Annotated in this window: 19 protein-coding genes, 1 tRNA gene and 1 pseudogene; 4 read left to right on the top strand and 17 right to left on the bottom strand. The window is 37.8% G+C overall.

Annotated features, from left to right (window positions below; translation table 11 throughout):
* Positions 1-37: 37 nt before the first annotated feature.
* From OS139_RS06065 to map, 11 genes are all read right to left on the bottom strand, one after another.
* Positions 38-2071, bottom strand: coding sequence for a DUF7657 domain-containing protein (locus tag OS139_RS06065; protein ID WP_002332065.1), 2034 nt, complete (start codon positions 2069-2071; stop codon positions 38-40).
* A 34-nt stretch (positions 2072-2105) separates the two neighbouring features.
* The gene (gene rfbD / locus OS139_RS06060) at positions 2106-2957 is read right to left on the bottom strand and encodes a dTDP-4-dehydrorhamnose reductase (RefSeq protein ID WP_002294531.1); all 852 of its coding nucleotides are present in this window, start codon (positions 2955-2957) and stop codon (positions 2106-2108) included.
* Between the two features lie 97 nt (positions 2958-3054).
* Entirely contained in the window at positions 3055-4083 is a 1029-nt protein-coding gene (gene rfbB / locus OS139_RS06055) for a dTDP-glucose 4,6-dehydratase (protein WP_002294532.1), read from the bottom strand.
* Between the two features lie 21 nt (positions 4084-4104).
* Positions 4105-4677 carry a dTDP-4-dehydrorhamnose 3,5-epimerase gene (gene rfbC, locus OS139_RS06050; protein ID WP_002286442.1) on the bottom strand — a complete coding sequence of 191 codons (573 nt, stop codon included), beginning with the start codon at positions 4675-4677 and terminating at the stop codon, positions 4105-4107.
* A 13-nt stretch (positions 4678-4690) separates the two neighbouring features.
* The gene (rfbA, locus tag OS139_RS06045) at positions 4691-5557 is read right to left on the bottom strand and encodes a glucose-1-phosphate thymidylyltransferase RfbA (RefSeq protein WP_002332066.1); all 867 of its coding nucleotides are present in this window, start codon (positions 5555-5557) and stop codon (positions 4691-4693) included.
* A gap of 99 nt (positions 5558-5656) precedes the next feature.
* Positions 5657-6364 carry a glycosyltransferase family 2 protein gene (locus OS139_RS06040; protein ID WP_002286451.1) on the bottom strand — a complete coding sequence of 236 codons (708 nt, stop codon included), beginning with the start codon at positions 6362-6364 and terminating at the stop codon, positions 5657-5659.
* A 4-nt stretch (positions 6365-6368) separates the two neighbouring features.
* Complete coding sequence (locus OS139_RS06035; RefSeq protein ID WP_002286453.1) at positions 6369-7196, bottom strand: glycosyltransferase; 828 nt, start codon at positions 7194-7196, stop codon at positions 6369-6371.
* On the bottom strand, positions 7196-7996 hold the full coding sequence (locus OS139_RS06030; RefSeq protein WP_002286455.1) for a glycosyltransferase: 801 nt from the start codon (positions 7994-7996) through the stop codon (positions 7196-7198). Before OS139_RS06030 ends, OS139_RS06035 begins: the two co-directional genes overlap by 1 nt.
* Positions 7989-9128, bottom strand: coding sequence for an MraY family glycosyltransferase (locus tag OS139_RS06025; protein ID WP_002332067.1), 1140 nt, complete (start codon positions 9126-9128; stop codon positions 7989-7991). The genes OS139_RS06030 and OS139_RS06025 overlap by 8 nt, the downstream gene beginning before the upstream one ends.
* A 75-nt stretch (positions 9129-9203) precedes the next feature.
* Positions 9204-10127, bottom strand: a complete 924-nt coding sequence (locus OS139_RS06020; RefSeq protein WP_002286461.1) for a YihY/virulence factor BrkB family protein — start codon at positions 10125-10127, stop codon at positions 9204-9206.
* A gap of 31 nt (positions 10128-10158) precedes the next feature.
* A complete protein-coding gene (gene map / locus OS139_RS06015; RefSeq protein ID WP_002332068.1) occupies positions 10159-10923 on the bottom strand; it encodes a type I methionyl aminopeptidase in 765 nt (254 codons plus the stop codon).
* Positions 10924-11080: 157 nt separating this feature from the next.
* Between map and OS139_RS06010 the strand changes: the two genes are divergently transcribed.
* A complete protein-coding gene (locus OS139_RS06010) occupies positions 11081-11521 on the top strand; it encodes a flavodoxin (RefSeq protein ID WP_002297963.1) in 441 nt (146 codons plus the stop codon).
* A 178-nt stretch (positions 11522-11699) separates the two neighbouring features.
* Here OS139_RS06010 and OS139_RS06005 read toward each other — a convergent pair whose 3' ends face one another.
* Positions 11700-12269 carry a TetR/AcrR family transcriptional regulator gene (locus OS139_RS06005; RefSeq protein WP_002286467.1) on the bottom strand — a complete coding sequence of 190 codons (570 nt, stop codon included), beginning with the start codon at positions 12267-12269 and terminating at the stop codon, positions 11700-11702.
* A 255-nt stretch (positions 12270-12524) separates the two neighbouring features.
* Between OS139_RS06005 and OS139_RS06000 the strand changes: the two genes are divergently transcribed.
* Entirely contained in the window at positions 12525-13757 is a 1233-nt protein-coding gene (locus OS139_RS06000) for an aminopeptidase (protein WP_002286469.1), read from the top strand.
* Between the two features lie 382 nt (positions 13758-14139).
* Positions 14140-14253 (top strand): annotated as a pseudogene (locus tag OS139_RS05995) (tyrosine-type recombinase/integrase); the annotation flags it as partial.
* Between the two features lie 45 nt (positions 14254-14298).
* Here OS139_RS05995 and OS139_RS05990 read toward each other — a convergent pair.
* A tRNA-Arg gene (locus tag OS139_RS05990) sits at positions 14299-14372 on the bottom strand.
* Between the two features lie 153 nt (positions 14373-14525).
* Between OS139_RS05990 and OS139_RS05985 the strand changes: the two genes are divergently transcribed.
* Positions 14526-14690, top strand: a complete 165-nt coding sequence (locus OS139_RS05985) for a hypothetical protein (RefSeq protein WP_002286676.1) — start codon at positions 14526-14528, stop codon at positions 14688-14690.
* 70 nt (positions 14691-14760) lie between these two features.
* On the opposite strand, the gene OS139_RS05980 is transcribed toward OS139_RS05985, so the two are convergent.
* The 4 genes from OS139_RS05980 to OS139_RS05965 all read right to left on the bottom strand — a co-directional run bounded on the left by OS139_RS05980 (position 14761) and on the right by OS139_RS05965 (position 16912).
* Complete coding sequence (locus OS139_RS05980; RefSeq protein ID WP_002286589.1) at positions 14761-15942, bottom strand: GNAT family N-acetyltransferase; 1182 nt, start codon at positions 15940-15942, stop codon at positions 14761-14763.
* Between the two features lie 122 nt (positions 15943-16064).
* A complete protein-coding gene (locus tag OS139_RS05975) occupies positions 16065-16478 on the bottom strand; it encodes a DUF3284 domain-containing protein (protein ID WP_002286592.1) in 414 nt (137 codons plus the stop codon).
* A complete protein-coding gene (locus OS139_RS05970; protein ID WP_002286596.1) occupies positions 16478-16660 on the bottom strand; it encodes a DUF3188 domain-containing protein in 183 nt (60 codons plus the stop codon). Before OS139_RS05970 ends, OS139_RS05975 begins: the two co-directional genes overlap by 1 nt.
* 30 nt (positions 16661-16690) lie before the next feature.
* The gene (locus tag OS139_RS05965) at positions 16691-16912 is read right to left on the bottom strand and encodes a hypothetical protein (RefSeq protein WP_002286598.1); all 222 of its coding nucleotides are present in this window, start codon (positions 16910-16912) and stop codon (positions 16691-16693) included.
* Positions 16913-16928: the final 16 nt, after the last annotated feature.

The raw sequence follows: 16928 nt of genomic DNA, 5'->3' as shown, positions 1-16928 counted from the left end.
TTCTACTAATATTTCAGGATTATTCTCAGCTAGCCTATTACTGTACGACTAGCTGATTTTCCTGAGTTTGTGTTTGTGGTACATCTGGATAATCCGGATATTCTACTTTAAAAATCATATAACCGTCTTTATCCGGTCCATATAGCTGCGTGAACTGCGCTTCATATAATTGGTTGTAATCAGTTAATGGTCGTTTACTGATCACATAGTCGATCCCTAATTTTTCTGCGTCTTCAAAATTCAACGTGACCGAAAACATATCTGGACGATCTAAAATGAACTTTGTATCCTCCTTAGCGATAAAAGCTCTTGTATGAGCATACCGATTATAATACTTCTCGTATTCTTCTTTCGGATCGATTTTCTTCCATGCAGCTATATCCGGATAAAAGCGTACTGTATTGAAGGATTTCACTCCCAATGTTGGGGTGAAGTTATATAATTCATCTTCAGACAACCAAACTTTACCAGGATCTTGTTGATCGATTTTTTGGATTTCTTTTGCCAGTGTTTTTTCAAAAATCGCTCCTGTACCTTCTACGACTGGATTGACGAAAAAGCCAGATACGATAACTAAGGCGGCAAAAGCGAGGTAAAACAAGCGTCTCCAGCCAAATAATGCAAAAGCTAAAATCACTGTTCCCAACACAGCAACTGCGATGGTTTCAAAATCCGAAAAATAATTATCCATTTTCGAATGCGTAATCGCATAGAAATAAGACCATGCATTTACTGCCAACAAAATGAATTTATACCAAATAGGAATAACATCTTCTCTCCAAATATAAGCGATAAACCAGATCGATAATAAACAAGCCGCAAAACTAAAAGTAAGGATGGCTCTTAATGGAGGAACATAAGACAGCAGAGTGATTTCTGCTAGCCATTTTGGCAACCCAACGGTAATCCAAAAGATAGAAAACAGACAAAAAATCATCAAAATACGTCCCAGTAACTTTTGTTCGCTATCTTTTTTGCCAAATAACACAAATGGACTTGCTAGGAATACAGTTGGAAAAAAGTGATAGAACAGGGCCACTTCAGAGTTATTCGAATAGTTGATATCTTCAAAAGGAATTTTCCAATTTGTAAGGAAAGAAAAAAATTCGCCAATCGTCCACTTTCCTCCAGTACTTACCCGTTTTCCTGGATATAAGGTATTCAAAGAAGCTAACAATGCGTCTTTTGACGTTAGCCAGAAATGAACCATGACTCCGCCAATAAATAAAACTGCCCCTCCAATCAACACTACATCCAACAGATCCCATGAAACTTTCTCGCTATAGTAAATAAGCAGGCCAACAAAATAAAAAATCAGCAAGTACGCCAGCATCACTTGATGGGCTGGGTAAATCACTAAAATAAACCCAATACCGAAAATAACCACCAAAAGCATCATCAACGTTCGTAGCCATTTTTTATCATGATTGTAGAAATAATGATAAAAAGCAGTCATCAGTCCCAAAGTAAAGAAAATCAAATCGCCCACATGTTGCATGAACCACCACTGGACTGCTGGAGAAAATGTCAGCGCAAATGCACCGATTAGCGATAGAGCTTTTTTTCTCTTCGTTAATATCATCAGTACTTCGAATCCAAGCAAGACCATGACGACTAATTTCATCGCCCAATAAAAGGAAAGTCCTCGATCTCTTCCGAGGAAAAAGAATCCCCAGTTGAATGGTTTTCCGATAACCGTAATATCCTTTACAGGAGAATTATACGCAATGATCATGTTTTGTCCGTTTAATGAATAATCCTCGTTCACCAACGGAAAGTCCTCTTCAGCTTGTGAGAGGTAAAAAGGTGTCTGAACCAGCCATTCGTCTGACCGCACTTCCCGATTCTGTCCAAAAATCACATCAGTTTTTTTCCCATCGTCTCTTTGCGACACATATTTATCCCAAACACCAAGTGAACTTCCGTTTAAATTAAAAGTAACGATGACCACGATGACTAAAACGCCAATAAGATAGCGGAGTTTTAGAAACAGGTCAAGCACCAAATTCGAATCTGCCTGATTCGCTTTTGGCTTTTCTTTTCGTCGTGCACTTCTTGTTTGTTTTTCCATATCATGCTCCAAATTCTATTTGATAAAAAGGAAATTACTTATTCATTTTTTTGGCAGCTTCCAGCATTTGCGCAAGTGCTTCTTGCCAAGTTGGTATGACAAAACCTAACGCTTCTGTCTTTTTCAGGCTCATGACTGAATACTGCGGACGTGTTGCTTTTTGCGGAAATTCTTCTGACGTAACAGGCGCAACTTCTACATCTGTATCTTTCAATATTTCTTTTGCGAATTCATACCAAGAACAGCTATTTTCGTTCGACAAATGATAAATACCAAATGGTGCTTTTTCTTCGATGACATATACCATAAATTCTGCCAAAGTACGTGTCCAAGTTGGTCGCCCAAACTGGTCATTTACTACAGTCAGTTTGTCGCGGGTTTCCGCTAGGCGTTGCATCGTGAAGACGAAATTGTGTCCATAGATCCCGAAAACCCAAGAAGTTCGTATGATATAATAGTCTTCTAAAATCTCTTCTACTGCTTTTTCGCCTAATAATTTCGTACGACCATATTCATTTAGTGGATTCGTTTGGTCGTCTACTTCGTATTCTACATTTTTGTTTTTTCCATCGAAAACATAGTCTGTACTGATATAGACGAATTGAGCATTCACAGCTTTTGCTGCAAGTGCTACATTTCTTGTACCATCAACATTGATCTTCTCATCTAATTCTTTTGCTTCTTCTTCTGCTTTATCTACTGCTGTGTAAGCTGCACAATGGAAAATAACATCAGGTTTTAATTCTGTGATGTAAGCCATTGTTTTCTCGGCATCTGTGATATCCAAGTCTTTTGCATCTGTTGAAACATATGGCAGATTTTTTTCATCTAATAAATGGCGCAATTCTGTACCTAGTTGCCCATTTCCTCCAGTTAATAAAAACATATGATTATCCGCTCCTTGATTTTTATTTTAAAAAAGAGACAGGCGAGCGCCTGCCTCACATGTGTTTTTCCATTAATACAGTGACATTTTCTCTGTATTATTGTCCATTTTTGGCATATGCTGCTTCAACGGCCTCTTTTTCTTTTTTCCACCAGTCTTCATGTTCTTCGTACCATTTGATCGTGTCAGCCAACCCATCACGGAAGTTCGTAAACTCAGGCTTCCATCCTAACTCTTCCCGTAATTTTGTCGAATCGATTGCATAACGCAAGTCGTGTCCTGCACGGTCGTTTACATGGTCGTACGCATCTTTTGGTTGACCCATCATTTCTAAGATCAATTCCATCACGGTCTTATTATCTTCTTCACCGTCTGCACCGATCAGATAGGTTTCGCCAATTCTGCCTTTCGTCAAAATCAGCCACACTGCTGAAGAATGATCATTCGTATGGATCCAGTCACGAACATTCTTTCCTTCGCCATATAATTTTGGACGAATACCGCTTAAGATATTCGTTACTTGGCGAGGAATAAATTTTTCAATATGCTGATAAGGACCATAGTTGTTTGAACAGTTTGAAATGGTTGCACGTAAGCCAAAAGAACGCACCCATGCTTTTACTAACAGATCTGAACCAGCTTTTGTAGAAGAATATGGACTTGAAGGATTATATGGTGTTTCCGCAGTGAATTTTTCTCCTTCGCCTTCCCCATGTCCTGGCAGGTCTTCACGTAATGGAAGATCGCCGTAAACCTCGTCAGTAGATACGTGATGATAGCGTACATCATACTTGCGGCAAGCTTCTAAAAGTGTATACGTACCAATGATATTCGTTTGTACAAATGGGAAAGGATCTTTTAATGAATTATCGTTATGGGATTCTGCCGCGTAATGAACAACTGCGTCCGCTTCTTTTACTAGACGGTCCACTAATTCTGCATCTGCAACATCTCCTACGACCAATTCTACGCGATCGCTAGGAAGTCCAGCCAAGTTCTCTTTGTTTCCTGCATAAGTCAGTTTATCCAAAACAGTGACATGCACTTCTGGATGATTGTTTACCACGTAATGAACGAAATTAGAGCCGATGAATCCGGCACCTCCGGTAACAATGATGTTTTTCATAAGAAAATTTCTCCTTAATTCTTAGATTTCTCCGTAAACAAATGGATTTTCTGCTTCAAATTCTTTTAATGTCGGATGACGGTGATCTTTTTCCGACATAATCGCTCTTGATGGATCAATTGGCCAATCAATCGCTAGATCTGGATCATCAAATGCGATGCCCCCATCTGCTTCTGCATTATAGTAATTATCACACTTATAAAGGAAGTTCACATTTGGTGTCAAAGTAACGAATCCATGGGCATATCCTTTAGGTACAAGCAACTGTCGATGATTATGTTCAGATAAGATAAATCCGTCCCATTGACCATAAGTCGGGCTACCTTTGCGGATATCCACTACTACATCTAAAACTGCTCCAGTGACTACCCGAATCAATTTTGTCTGTGCAGCTTCTCCTTTTTGGAAATGAAGCCCCCGAAGGACACCAGCTTCAGCTGATAGTGAATGGTTGTCTTGAACAAAGTCATATTTCAATCCATGTTCTGCAAATTTTGCTTTTGAATAACTTTCTGTGAAGAAACCGCGATGATCGCCAAAGACGTCCATTTCTACGATTTTGACATCTGTTAATTTTGTATCTGTTACTTTCATCTGTAAGGACTCCTTATTCAGCGGCCAAATTCAATAAATATTGACCGTATTGATTTTTTTTCAATGGCTGTGCAAGGGCCAGCAATTGTTCCTTATCGATGTAGCCCATACGGTAAGCAATTTCTTCCAAACAAGCCACTTTTAAGTTCTGACGTTTTTCAATTGTTTCGATAAAGGTAGATGCTTCAAGCAATGATTCATGTGTTCCTGTATCAAGCCAAGCAAATCCGCGTCCCATAAGTTCTACGGATAGTTTTCCTTTATCCAAATATGCTTTATTGACATCCGTAATCTCTAGTTCTCCACGTTCTGAAGGTTTGATACCTTTAGCGATAGAAATTACCTCATTGTCATAAAAATAAAGGCCAGTTACAGCGTAATTTGATTTTGGCTGAGCAGGCTTTTCTTCAATCGACAAAGCTTGCATATTCTCATCAAATTCTACTACACCAAAGCGTTCTGGATCATTGACATGATAGCCAAATACTGTCGCGCCTGTATCTTTTGAAGCTGCTCGTTGCAACATTTTAGACAGACCGCCACCATAGTAAATATTGTCCCCTAATACCAAGCAGACACTATCATCTCCAAGAAATTCTTCTCCAATGATAAACGCTTGTGCCAATCCATCTGGACTTTCTTGTACTGCATATTCGATCTGCAGTCCTAAATCATTACCGTTTCCAAATAATTCCTTGAAACGTGGTGTATCTTGTGGCGTTGAAATAATCAGAATTTCTTTGATTCCCGCCAACATCAGAGTAGACATTGGATAATAAATCATTGGTTTGTCATAAATCGGCATCAATTGTTTCGATGTTGCCTTTGTTAAAGGGTACAGACGTGTTCCGCTGCCCCCAGCAAGAATGATTCCCTTCATGGATATATGCTCTCCTTTTTGATTTCAAATTTCACTTTGTTATTATCTCATCAATTGTTATATTTGTCATGGAAATATTAAGGATTTAAACATCTTTTATCAACGTTTAAACCATTTTCGTTTGATCAACGCCGTAATCAGATGAACACGCCAAGAAATTTTTTGCCGTAATTTAGAATGTGTTTCAATCTCACTCGCGTTTAAATCATGTCTTCGGTACAGAGTTAACGGTTCTCTTAGGAACCCAGTCTTCTTTCCTCCCAGCAAACCAATCCACATATCATGCATCGGCACTTCTGACGGGATCGGCAAAATATCGGGTTTTAAAGAAGACCGGAAAGCCATACCAGCACCAATATAGTGACTTCTTATCACATTATTAAGCCATCCTTCTTTGGAATTTCGAAACGAAAAATACGAATCATGGATCTCTTGCAGCTCGCTGTCCACAATGATCAAATCAGAAACTACTACTAGCTGATCCGGATTCTGCTCAAAATAGTCAGTGATCTTTTTCACTTTTGTCTCCAACCAAACATCATCTTGGTCTGCCAAAAAGATTAGATCTCCTTTCGTCTGCTGGATCGCATAACCAAAATTAGCGATCAATCCTTGACGAGGCCCCGAAAAAAGCTGGATTCGCTTATCTTTTTCTGCGTATTCAGTTAATATATCCCATGTATCATCTACTGACCCATCATCAGAAATGACTACTTCATCTTCTGCTGAAAGCTGAGATAAAATACTATCTAACTGCTCTCTTAAATATCTGCCTCCATTAAAGGTAGCTATACAAACCGAACGCACGAATTCACACCTTCCAATTCTTAACATATGAGCGCAAAGTCATCCGCCAGATATGCCGGTTTTTGACGGTCAAGAACTGTTTAGCTGTTCTTAACAATAATTGTCGTCGGTGACTGGATAAATGCCTTTGATCATATTCATGATAAAATCGATTTTCTGCTTGTAAAATAGAACGGTATCGATTACTTGAAACTTTTTCATAGTCTAAAACCGAAAGATCATGTTCCATTCGTACAGGAAGGATCTCCACAGTTTTTTCCAACTGATCCACTTTCCAAAACAGCCAATGATCCAAAAAATCTAAAGAAAAAGCAGGATTAAACCCGCCAATCTTTTTTAGAAATTTGACAGACCAGGCAACACCTGAATTGATTGCCATGATTCGTTCAGCTGTTGGGCCTTCAACTTCTACTGCTTGAGCTGTACGATTGATATAACGATCTGAATATAGGGGAGAAACTTGTCGGCTCCCAGAAAAAATCATCGGAACTGCAGCAACACATTCATCTGTAAAGGTTACTTTACGCAATAGTTCAAAATAATCGTCGACTAGCCTCGTATCCTGATCCAGAGTGACGAGACAACGTGTTCCTTCATCTGCTTGAGACAACGCAAAATTATAAGCCACCGCTAAACCAGGATTTTGCGGATCATGATGATAAACGATATTTTCTTTTTCAAACAGCTCATTTTGCTGCCTTTGAGGACTATTATCGTAAATAATAAGCTGAATTTGCTTTTCGCTAAGTGCTTTGCTTAATGGTCCATAAGCTGGAGATTGACTGAATAGTTGCTGATAAAGCACAACGACTACTAATATTTCTGGTTTCATCAGAAAAAACGCCACCCCCACTTATTGAAAAATTTCATCATAGAAGTCAAAAACACGCGAAACAGTTTTGCATTTCGATGCGCACCCTTCCCGTAAAAATGGATAACTGCATAAAAGGGTGTGTACAATAACTTGTAACCTGCTTTTTCAAAACTCAAACACAAGTCGTTGTCTTCAAAGTACATGAAGAAACGCTCATCAAACCCCTTTATCTCTTTAAATTTATCAATATCAGCTACCATAAAACTACCTGAGATCATCCGTACATAACTATTAGCATCAGTAGGCAATCCTCGGCATTCAAACACAGCCAGTCGTTTGTCAAACTTTTTTTTGACCCATTTGAAAGGCACAAAGCGCAAAACGTAATCAAAAACAGCCAGCTGTTCACGGATGAGGTGCTGAGTTGTTCCATCTTCATTAAGAATCTTAGGTGCTAACATCGCACATTCCGGATGTTCTTTCAATAACAAGACCAATGCTGTAACTGTCTCTTCATCCACTAAAATATCTGGGTTACAAATAATGCCATAGCGAGAATCGCTAGCTATCAGATTGTGATTATGTCCATAACCAAATCCGGAATTTTCATCATGAAAATAGATATCGATGTAGGGATATTTCCTATACTCTGTTAGTCTTTTTTTGTACTCGGGAAGTGAATTGTTGTCAAAAATTCGGATTTTTACTGCTGTTTCATCTTTTACAGTTGAAATAAAATTATCTAGTGTCCGAAAAATTTTATCACTGTTTGCCGTCACAATACTAATAAGGATCGGCTGGTTTAATTTGTTATTCATCTATATGACGGTTCCATTTCTTCAAATATTTCTGTTTTACTTGCGTACGGTACTCTTTATTCCCTAAAAATCGCAATGTTTTTAAAATAAACTGATGTTTCTCATTGATCAGACCAATCAATTCAAATAATAAAATTGCAGCAAACAACATGGCAATAATCAATATGATCGTTCCGATTCTTCCAGTATAATTCATGACCATAGCTGTGAAAGAAAACATCAAAGCCATCGCATAAATCGTCAGGACAGCACCTTTATGAGTAAAGCCTAAACTGATTAGTCGGTGATGAAGATGTTTTTTATCTGCTGTAGAAAAAGAAACACGGTTTGCTTTTCTCCTAATGATAGCAAAAAACGTGTCTGTTACCGGCACTCCCATGACGATCAGCAAAGAAATCGATGAAACAAAAGTCACGTTCTTCAGCCCTTGTAGTGAAAGGACGGCCATCATAAACCCTAGGAATAGAGCTCCTGTATCGCCTAAATAAATCTTTGCCGGATAAAAATTGTAAGGAAAAAAACCGATAATACTTGCTACAAGACAGAAAATAACAACTGGAATATACACTGTAGAAGCATGGAGGAAAAAATATCCAATGATTCCTATCGTAATTAAACCGATCAATGAAATCCCTGCCGCCAGCCCATCCAAACCGTCAATCAGATTGACCGCATTCGTGATACCGAAGATCCAAAAAACCGTTACGGGAAAACTAAGCCAGCCTAGTTGGATATATCCAATAAAAGGAAGCGTGAAGGAATCAATACGTATATCTGCTACAAAATAAATAATAAGAGAAGCAATCAAGATCCCTATACTTTTTTGTTTAGGTGTCAGCTCATATTTATCATCGAGCACTCCTGTGACTATGATTACTAAAGAAGCAATCAAGATCGGTACAATATACGATTGAGGGATAATTTTACGGAATAAGAATAAAGTCGATATAACAAATGAAATAAAGATAGGCAGTCCGCCCGCTGAAGGCATTGGAACTTTATTTATTCTTCTTTCATTTGGTTTGTCGACCATACCTGTTTGTACTGAAATGATTTTGAATACAGGTGTTAATATCAGTGATAATAAAATTGTCAGAAAAAATCTTATAACCATACTAAAAGAAACAAGCATATGGGCACCTACTTTAATTAAGAGTCATAATTATTATAAATTACTGATATAAATTTACAATAAGAACTCTTGTTTCTACTTTTTTTTATGAGAAAATTTAGTTTTCAATTTATTGAACCATTTTCGGCTTGGATCTCGACGTTTTTTGATTTGATGACCCGTCACGTATTCTTGAACAACTGCATTGATGATTCCGCCCAAAATGATGATCGTAGCAGCAAAATTAAGCCAAAGCATGAGTACAATAAAACTTCCTATGATCTGATAACCGCTGATCCTCGTTGCAAAATACCTAGCATAGATACTAAACACTTGTGATAACAGCATCCAGCCGACAGTAGCGAAGATCGTGCCCGGAATGATCGTCTTCAACTTCAACTGAGCATTAGGGACAATTAAATAAATCAAGAACATGATGACAAATAAAGCTACCAATGTGATTGGCCACTTCAAAGTTTGGAACTGATCGATAAAGTTCACGGGTATTTGTACGATTGGCTGAATAGCATCCAAAATCAGCTGTCCCAACCCAAGAACGATAGTTACCCCACTAATAGCAATCATGAACAAGACAATGACAATTAGTGAGAAGAAACGGACGATCAAAAAATTTTTTCTATTTTCTACGCCATACGCTTTATTCATCGCAATTTGCAAAGCATTGATACTTTGACTTGCAGACCATAAAGCCGCTAATGCAGAAACGGATAACAAGCCTCCTGAACTTTGTGTCAAAAGGTCTTTGATTGCAGGACCGATAAACTGGTAAACGGTCTCAGGAATCACTTCTCGTAAATAGGTCAGTACAGTCTCTTGATCGATGTGGAGAAACGGTAAAATATTACCAAAAGCAATAATCAATGGAAATAAAGACAAGAGTAAATAATAAGCAACGACGACAGAGGTCGTACTCATTTCTGAATCAGTGATGCGCTTTTGAGTCGTCTCAATAAAGCGCATCAGATTTTCATTTTGTTTTATTTTGTTCCAAACTTTCATGTACCTCTCCCGTACCTATTGACTGGCTAGATCAATAAGTGCCTTCTTCTCCTTGTGATGTCAAAATTCTTGGACCATCTTTAGTAATAGCCAATGTATGTTCATATTGGCAAGAAAGTCCGCCGTCTCTTGTATACGCAGTCCAGCCGTTAGGATCCATTTTCATTTTCCAAGTTCCGGTATTAACCATAGGTTCGATCGTGATAACCATGCCTTCTTTCAACCGCAACCCTTTTCCAGCTTCTCCGTAATGAGGAACTGCTGGTTCTTCATGAATCGTAGGACCAACGCCATGACCAATAAAATCACGAACGATCGCTAGATTTTCGCCTTCTACATAAGTTTGGATAGCATGACCGATGTCACCAATCCGATTCCCTACTTGTGCTTGCTCAATACCGATGTACAAAGCTTTCTTCGTTACTTCCATCAATCGGTCGATCTCAGGTGTAGATTCTCCAACTACATAGGCCCAACAAGAATCAGAAATGCCGCCTTTCAAATCGATACACATATCGACTTTTACCAAATCACCGTTTTTCAAAGGCTTTTTACGAGGGAATCCATGACAAATTTCATCATTTATACTGATACAAGTCGCATATTCATACCCTTCAAAGCCAATTTGCGCAGCAATTCCGCCATGACTCTCGATATAGTTTCTGACAAATACCTCAATATCCCAACTTGTGATTCCTAGTTTTATAAAATCACGCAGATTTTTATGTACATCTGCTAATAAAGCTCCAGATTCTGCCATCATTTCAATTTCACGTGCTGATTTTAAAGTAATCATATTTTCGTCTCCTTTTTACAAATCCCTCTCATTTTAACATAGCGGCATACATTTAGCCAAATGACATTCCCCAGGTGTCTCTAGGTTTTATTTTCTTTTCAATGATGTTTTGGTATAATTCATAATTGTTAAATAATTATAAACGAGGAGGCACATCATGGCTTTAGCAAAAATCGTATATGCTAGCATGACAGGAAACACTGAAGAAATCGCCGATATTGTTGCAGAAGCATTTGAAAATCTGGATATCGAAGTCGAAATCAACGAATGTACCCAAGTAGATGCAGATGAATTCGAGGAGGCAGATATTTGCGTAGTAGCTACTTATACATACGATGATGGCGATTTGCCTGATGAGATCGTAGACTTTTATGAAGACTTGCAAGAATTGGATCTATCGGGAAAAATTTACGGTGTCTGCGGATCTGGTGATACTTTTTACGATGAATTCTGCAAATCGGTGGATGATTTCGATGCTGCTTTTGCAAAAACAGGCGCATCAAAAGGAGCCGAAAATGTTAAAGTGGATCTGAATGCTGAAGAAGAAGATATCGAAAATTTAGAAGCTTTCGCTAAAGAACTAGTCGCAAAAATTTAATATACTTGCAAATAAAAGAGCCATCCAGATTTATTCAATCTGTACGGCTCTTTTATTCATTGCATTCATGGAAGAGTTCTTCGGGAGTTAAAAATGCATACGCTGTAAGAAAAACGAACTTTTCCTTATTTTGACACATCTCTTGTTATCTACTGATTTGTGGAACTTTTGAGTATATTCAATCGATTTCGATTGGTTCTTTGAATTTCAAGATAGCATCTATACTGTCTTGGATCATCTTTTCAATCTGTTCATCAGTTGGATGGATGATGCTTGAAGACATCAAAGCTGCGATCCCAGTAGCTATGATCCATGTCCCATTATACAAAGATTCGATCTGCTCTTCTGAAAGATTCACATAAGCTGGATCGCGTTTCACTGTATTCACAAAGTAAGTATAAGAGAAATTCTGCATCTCTTTTCCTCCACCATATTCTTCTAAGTACAGTGAACGATACAACTTCTTCTCTCTTCTTGCAAAATGGATATAATTAAAAGCAAGATCGATAATCGTATTCCCTGTATGCTCAACAGTGAACACTTCATATTGTAAATGATCATAGATCTGCTCAAAAAGAGCTTGTCTCAAGTCATCCATATTTTTAAACTCAAGATAAATCGGTTGCGTGGAACAATTCATTTTGTTCGCGATGTTTCTCGCAGTAAATCGTGTAAATCCATCGGTGGCAGCTACTTCATAAGCAGCTGCCAAAATCTGTTCTCTAGTAATCGTCTTTTTTCTTGCCATATTTTTTTAATCTCCTTAATTTTTTTATAACGCTTCCACCATTGATTAATTTCATTGTAACATGTTTTTTTTGATATGCAAAATTAGTTTTTGATTTTCTTCACAAGCTGAAATAGCAAGTAGTAACATATATCATGAAACTTAACCTTAAAAAAATAACCTCCTTTTTTTATTTAAAGCCTCATTGTTTGAATCATAATTAAATGGTATCATGCTAATAGTTACCAGAAAAAATGGTGAGGAGGAATTTTTATTATGTTATCTGATTTTAATGAACTTCTAAAAAAATATGCACGCTTAATTGCAGAAACTGGCGTAGCCACAGAAAAAGGACACACAGTTGTTTTACAGATCAGCGTGGAACAGGCACCCCTTGCTCGATTGATCACACAAGAAGCTTATAAACTAGGAGCCGCTGAGGTTATCGTTCAATGGACTGACGATCAGATCCAAAGAGAATTTCTTTTACATGCTGCAACGGATCGTATTGAGAATGTACCACAATCTAAAATCGATCAAGCGGATGAATGGCTTGAAAAAGGAGCAAGCAGGATCAGCGTTGTTTCTGCCGATCCCGATGCATTTGCTGGTGTAGATAGCCATCGAGTAGCGTCTTATCAATCAGCGAATGGCAAAGCACTAATGAATTTACGCAAGGCAACTCAAGCAAATAAAGTCAGTTGGACTGTCGTGGCTGCGGCTGGTAAACAATGGGCAGCAAAAGTCTTCCCAGAACTGCCAGAAGAAAAACAAGTTGAGGCATTATGGGATCAGATTTTCAAAACGACTCGTGTCTATGAAGAAGACCCTGTCTTAGCATGGAAGAAGCATGATGAAAAATTAGCAAAAAAAGCAGAAGAATTGAATCGAGAACAATTTTCTGCCCTTCACTATACTGCTCCCGGTACAGATATCATTATCGGATTGCCTAAAAACCATCTTTGGGAAGGCGCTGGAAGCTATAATGCTCGTGGAGAAAAATTCATGGCAAATATGCCGACGGAAGAAGTGTTCACAGCACCTGACAGTCATCGAGTAGATGGTTACATTTCAAGTACAAAGCCACTGAGTTATGCTGGCACCATCATCTCGGGTATGAAATTTACTTTTAAAGATGGAAAAGTTGTTGATTTTTCTGCCGAACAAGGAGAAGATGTCTTAGCAAAACTGCTTGATACAGATGAAGGTGCGCGTCGTTTAGGAGAAGTCGCACTTGTACCTGACCCTTCACCTATTTCTCAATCTGGCATCATCTTTTTCAATACATTATTTGATGAAAACGCATCGAATCACTTAGCACTAGGTTCTGCTTATGCCTTCAGTGTGAAAGGCGGTACAGAAATGTCCGATGAAGAATTAGCAGAAGCTGGATTGAATAGAAGTCAAACCCACGTAGATTTCATGGTAGGATCTGACAAGATGGATATCGACGGAATTCGTGAAGATGGCTCTACAGTACCGATTTTCCGAAATGGCGATTGGGCTTGAGTATACTTTCGCACACATGCAAAAAATAATATAAAGCATAGAATAAAGGATCTAAGCTATTGGCTTAGATCCTTTATTTCGCTAAACAACCCCACCGTTTTTTTATATGGTACTTTGAAAAGGAAAGTTGTAAGTATTAACCCATCAGCTATTACTAAAAATAATAAAAAGTCATCTCCAGTTCATTCCCATTGGCTTTACGTAAAGCTTCAAGTTATACCGCTAGAGTTAAGAACGATATATCTTTCGTTGGATAGGACTGGTATAAGCCAATCGAAATCGTTTAATTCGAATCTATTGAAGTATGAAAATCAACTACACCGTCGACCTAGTAAGTTTTTCTTTAGTAATCAATTTTTCCCTATTTTCTCTTCGACTGTTTATTGATGGACTAAGACATACGCATGCATCTATTTTACTTTATCAAGGAGTAAATATACTTAGCGTATCGAAACGTTTAGGACATAGCAGTTTAGAAACTACAATGTCTACTTATACAAAATAACCCCCTGTACCGCAAAGGATACAGGGGTTATTTGTACGTTCCTGACTGGAATTGAACCAGCGACCTATCGCTTAGGAGGCGATTGCTCTATCCTACTGAGCTACAGGAACAATTTCAATAAATCAATTGTAGCTTGTTTGTTTTTTACTTGCAAGCTTATCTGCTAAAAAAATCAGCTTATAAGTTAGGCAAAACGTTTCCACTAGTCCTTAACAGATGATAAACTAGAGGTAGAATGAAATAATGTAGGGAGGTTCTTTCCAATGAATGATAAGCCAAAAGAAAAAGTATACGCAGAACGCTTAGATTCATCTAAAAAAAATCGGGAAAAGATTACGAAAGAAGCAATCCAAGACCACAAAAAAGAAAACCCTAAAACAAAAGAAAACAAAAAATTCAAATTTACGAAAAAAGAGGATTTACTTTAACATTTTCCTTCAAATGCCAAATGAAAAACAAACGGGTGGTGACAAAAATATTGTCATCACCCGTTTTTTATCAAAAATAGTCATTAAGAATTGGCTGTTGCTGTGGCAAGATTGAGCTTAACGTTTCTTCATATTCTTTTGTCACCTGTATTCTTTCTTGGAATACCAACTCTTCCACTTTACGATACCCTAATAATAGCTGCGTGATATGTTGGATACTTCCTCGAACGATTGGGAGTTTTGTTTGTTCTACTTTTGAGAGATGATTTTTTCCATTTTCGATTGTTACTTCCACGATTCCTTCATTCCATTTCGCATAATGATCTTCTTCTATTTGTAGGGCAAATGCAGCTTGTCTCTTTTTAAATGGATAATTTTCCAAAAACAAAGAAATATCTACGATCCTCGCCATCATATAAGGTGTGATCATTACAGAAGCAAATGGATTTTCTAATAGATAATTTTGATCATTACCGCCGTAGCCGCATGAATATTCAAATGTTTCAAAAGCACCATTGTGAGAACTTACGAAGCGAACAAGGCTGCAAAAAGCATCATGATCCAAAAATCCCCACTCCGCAATAATAAAGGAAGACGTTGCAAGCTGATAAACGATATATCCCGTTGCTTCCTCATTATCATCAAAATGCAAAGCAAACTGGTAATTGCCTTTTTGCTTGAATTTATACGTATACCACCAGTCTTCGCGCTTCAGACCAGCTCGTTGGTTTTCCGGCATCTGTTCATAAATTCTTCTGATTGCAGCTTTTGCATCTTCAAAATCCATACGCTTTATTTTTCCAGATTTTTTTTTGATAAACGGCACATCACGACTGTTTAGTTGATAACTGATTTTATCAAATGATTGTTCATAGCCATAGCGCCGATAGAAGGGATAGGAGAATGGCGCCAGATAAGATAAGCTTACTTTACGATCACGGCAATCTTCAAGGATCTTTTCCATGATCTGATTGATCCCGCCTTGTCCCCTTGCTTCTGGATAAGAAGCAACATAGCCAATGCCGGCCATTAGGTACTCTTGTCCGTAAAAATTCACTGGAAAAGGGGTCGCCATGACTTGACTTGTTAGCCGATCCTCCTCATCAAAAAATCCGTAATTCCAAGAATTCTCCGCAAGTGTACGAAAACGTTCTCGCCTTTCAGGTGTATCTGCCCCATTAAATGCATAAGTGGCTAAATCAAACATTTCCTCAATCGAAGATACACCTAGCTCTCTTACTTTGTTTGTCATTTTGCTGCCCCTTCCTACAAAAAAGCTAGTGAGGATTCACAGGAAAGATCTATCTTCCTATGAAAAATTCCTTCTAGCTTACTTCATTTTTCAATAACTAAATAGTACCATGTTTCATTGATTTAATACGTTGCTTCGATCATATCTAGCATTTTTTTGAAACGTCTCCGTTTAAAATACATCAAGATTGTTCCTAAAAGCATATCATTCAACTTTTGAAGCATGCCATAAGACTCCATTTTTTCTGTGTAATGAACCTCACAGGTCGAATCGTCCAATGGTTTGATTTGATAATGAACGACGAATTCATTCTTCGTTGTCGATGTACGAAACTTATAAGACTGGTTTTCAATGACTTCTTCGATTTTTATGCGAGCCCGGTTATTTTGCGAGAATTGTTTGACGTACTCCAAATTTTTCAGCTGTTTTCTAGTTACTGATTTGCCGGTCGCTTTACGTACATCGAAAAGGACAGAGTCCATAACTTTATCGTAAAAAAACGATGCTGGAATATTTAATTTTTTCGTGATTTCCATTAGTTATTTTTCTCCTTTGCTTCTTCTCTTTTTTTTCCCTTCATGAAGAAATAGATTCCTAATCCTGTTAGAAAAAGACCTGTGACCATACTATACAAATCATACCTTTGCGAATGTGGATTCAAACTATACAACACGATCAAAGAACCAATACTACATAAAAATAAACCGTTTTTTATCATCTCAACCATCCTATCTTTTTAAACCATTTTCTAAACAGCTGTTGATTGAAAATAAAGGACTGTTCCCCAAGGCTGTGCTTTGATCAGTTCCTTTGCTTTTTTAGCCGCAACTTCCGGATCTTCTGCACTTGTTTCAAAGAACAGCTTGATTCCTTGTTTTTCTTTAAATGTAAAAGTCATTCCTTCTTCATTGTATCCTTCTAACAATTCTTTGATTTCATCTTGTTGCATTGCACTGGCAATTGTAATCATTTCAGTTCCTCCTCGA

Origin of the sequence: Enterococcus sp. E4-223 (assembly GCF_035727065.1) — a bacterium.
In the GTDB taxonomy this organism is placed as follows: domain Bacteria; phylum Bacillota; class Bacilli; order Lactobacillales; family Enterococcaceae; genus Enterococcus_B; species Enterococcus_B faecium.
This window is presented reverse-complemented; position numbering and strand designations above follow the sequence as displayed.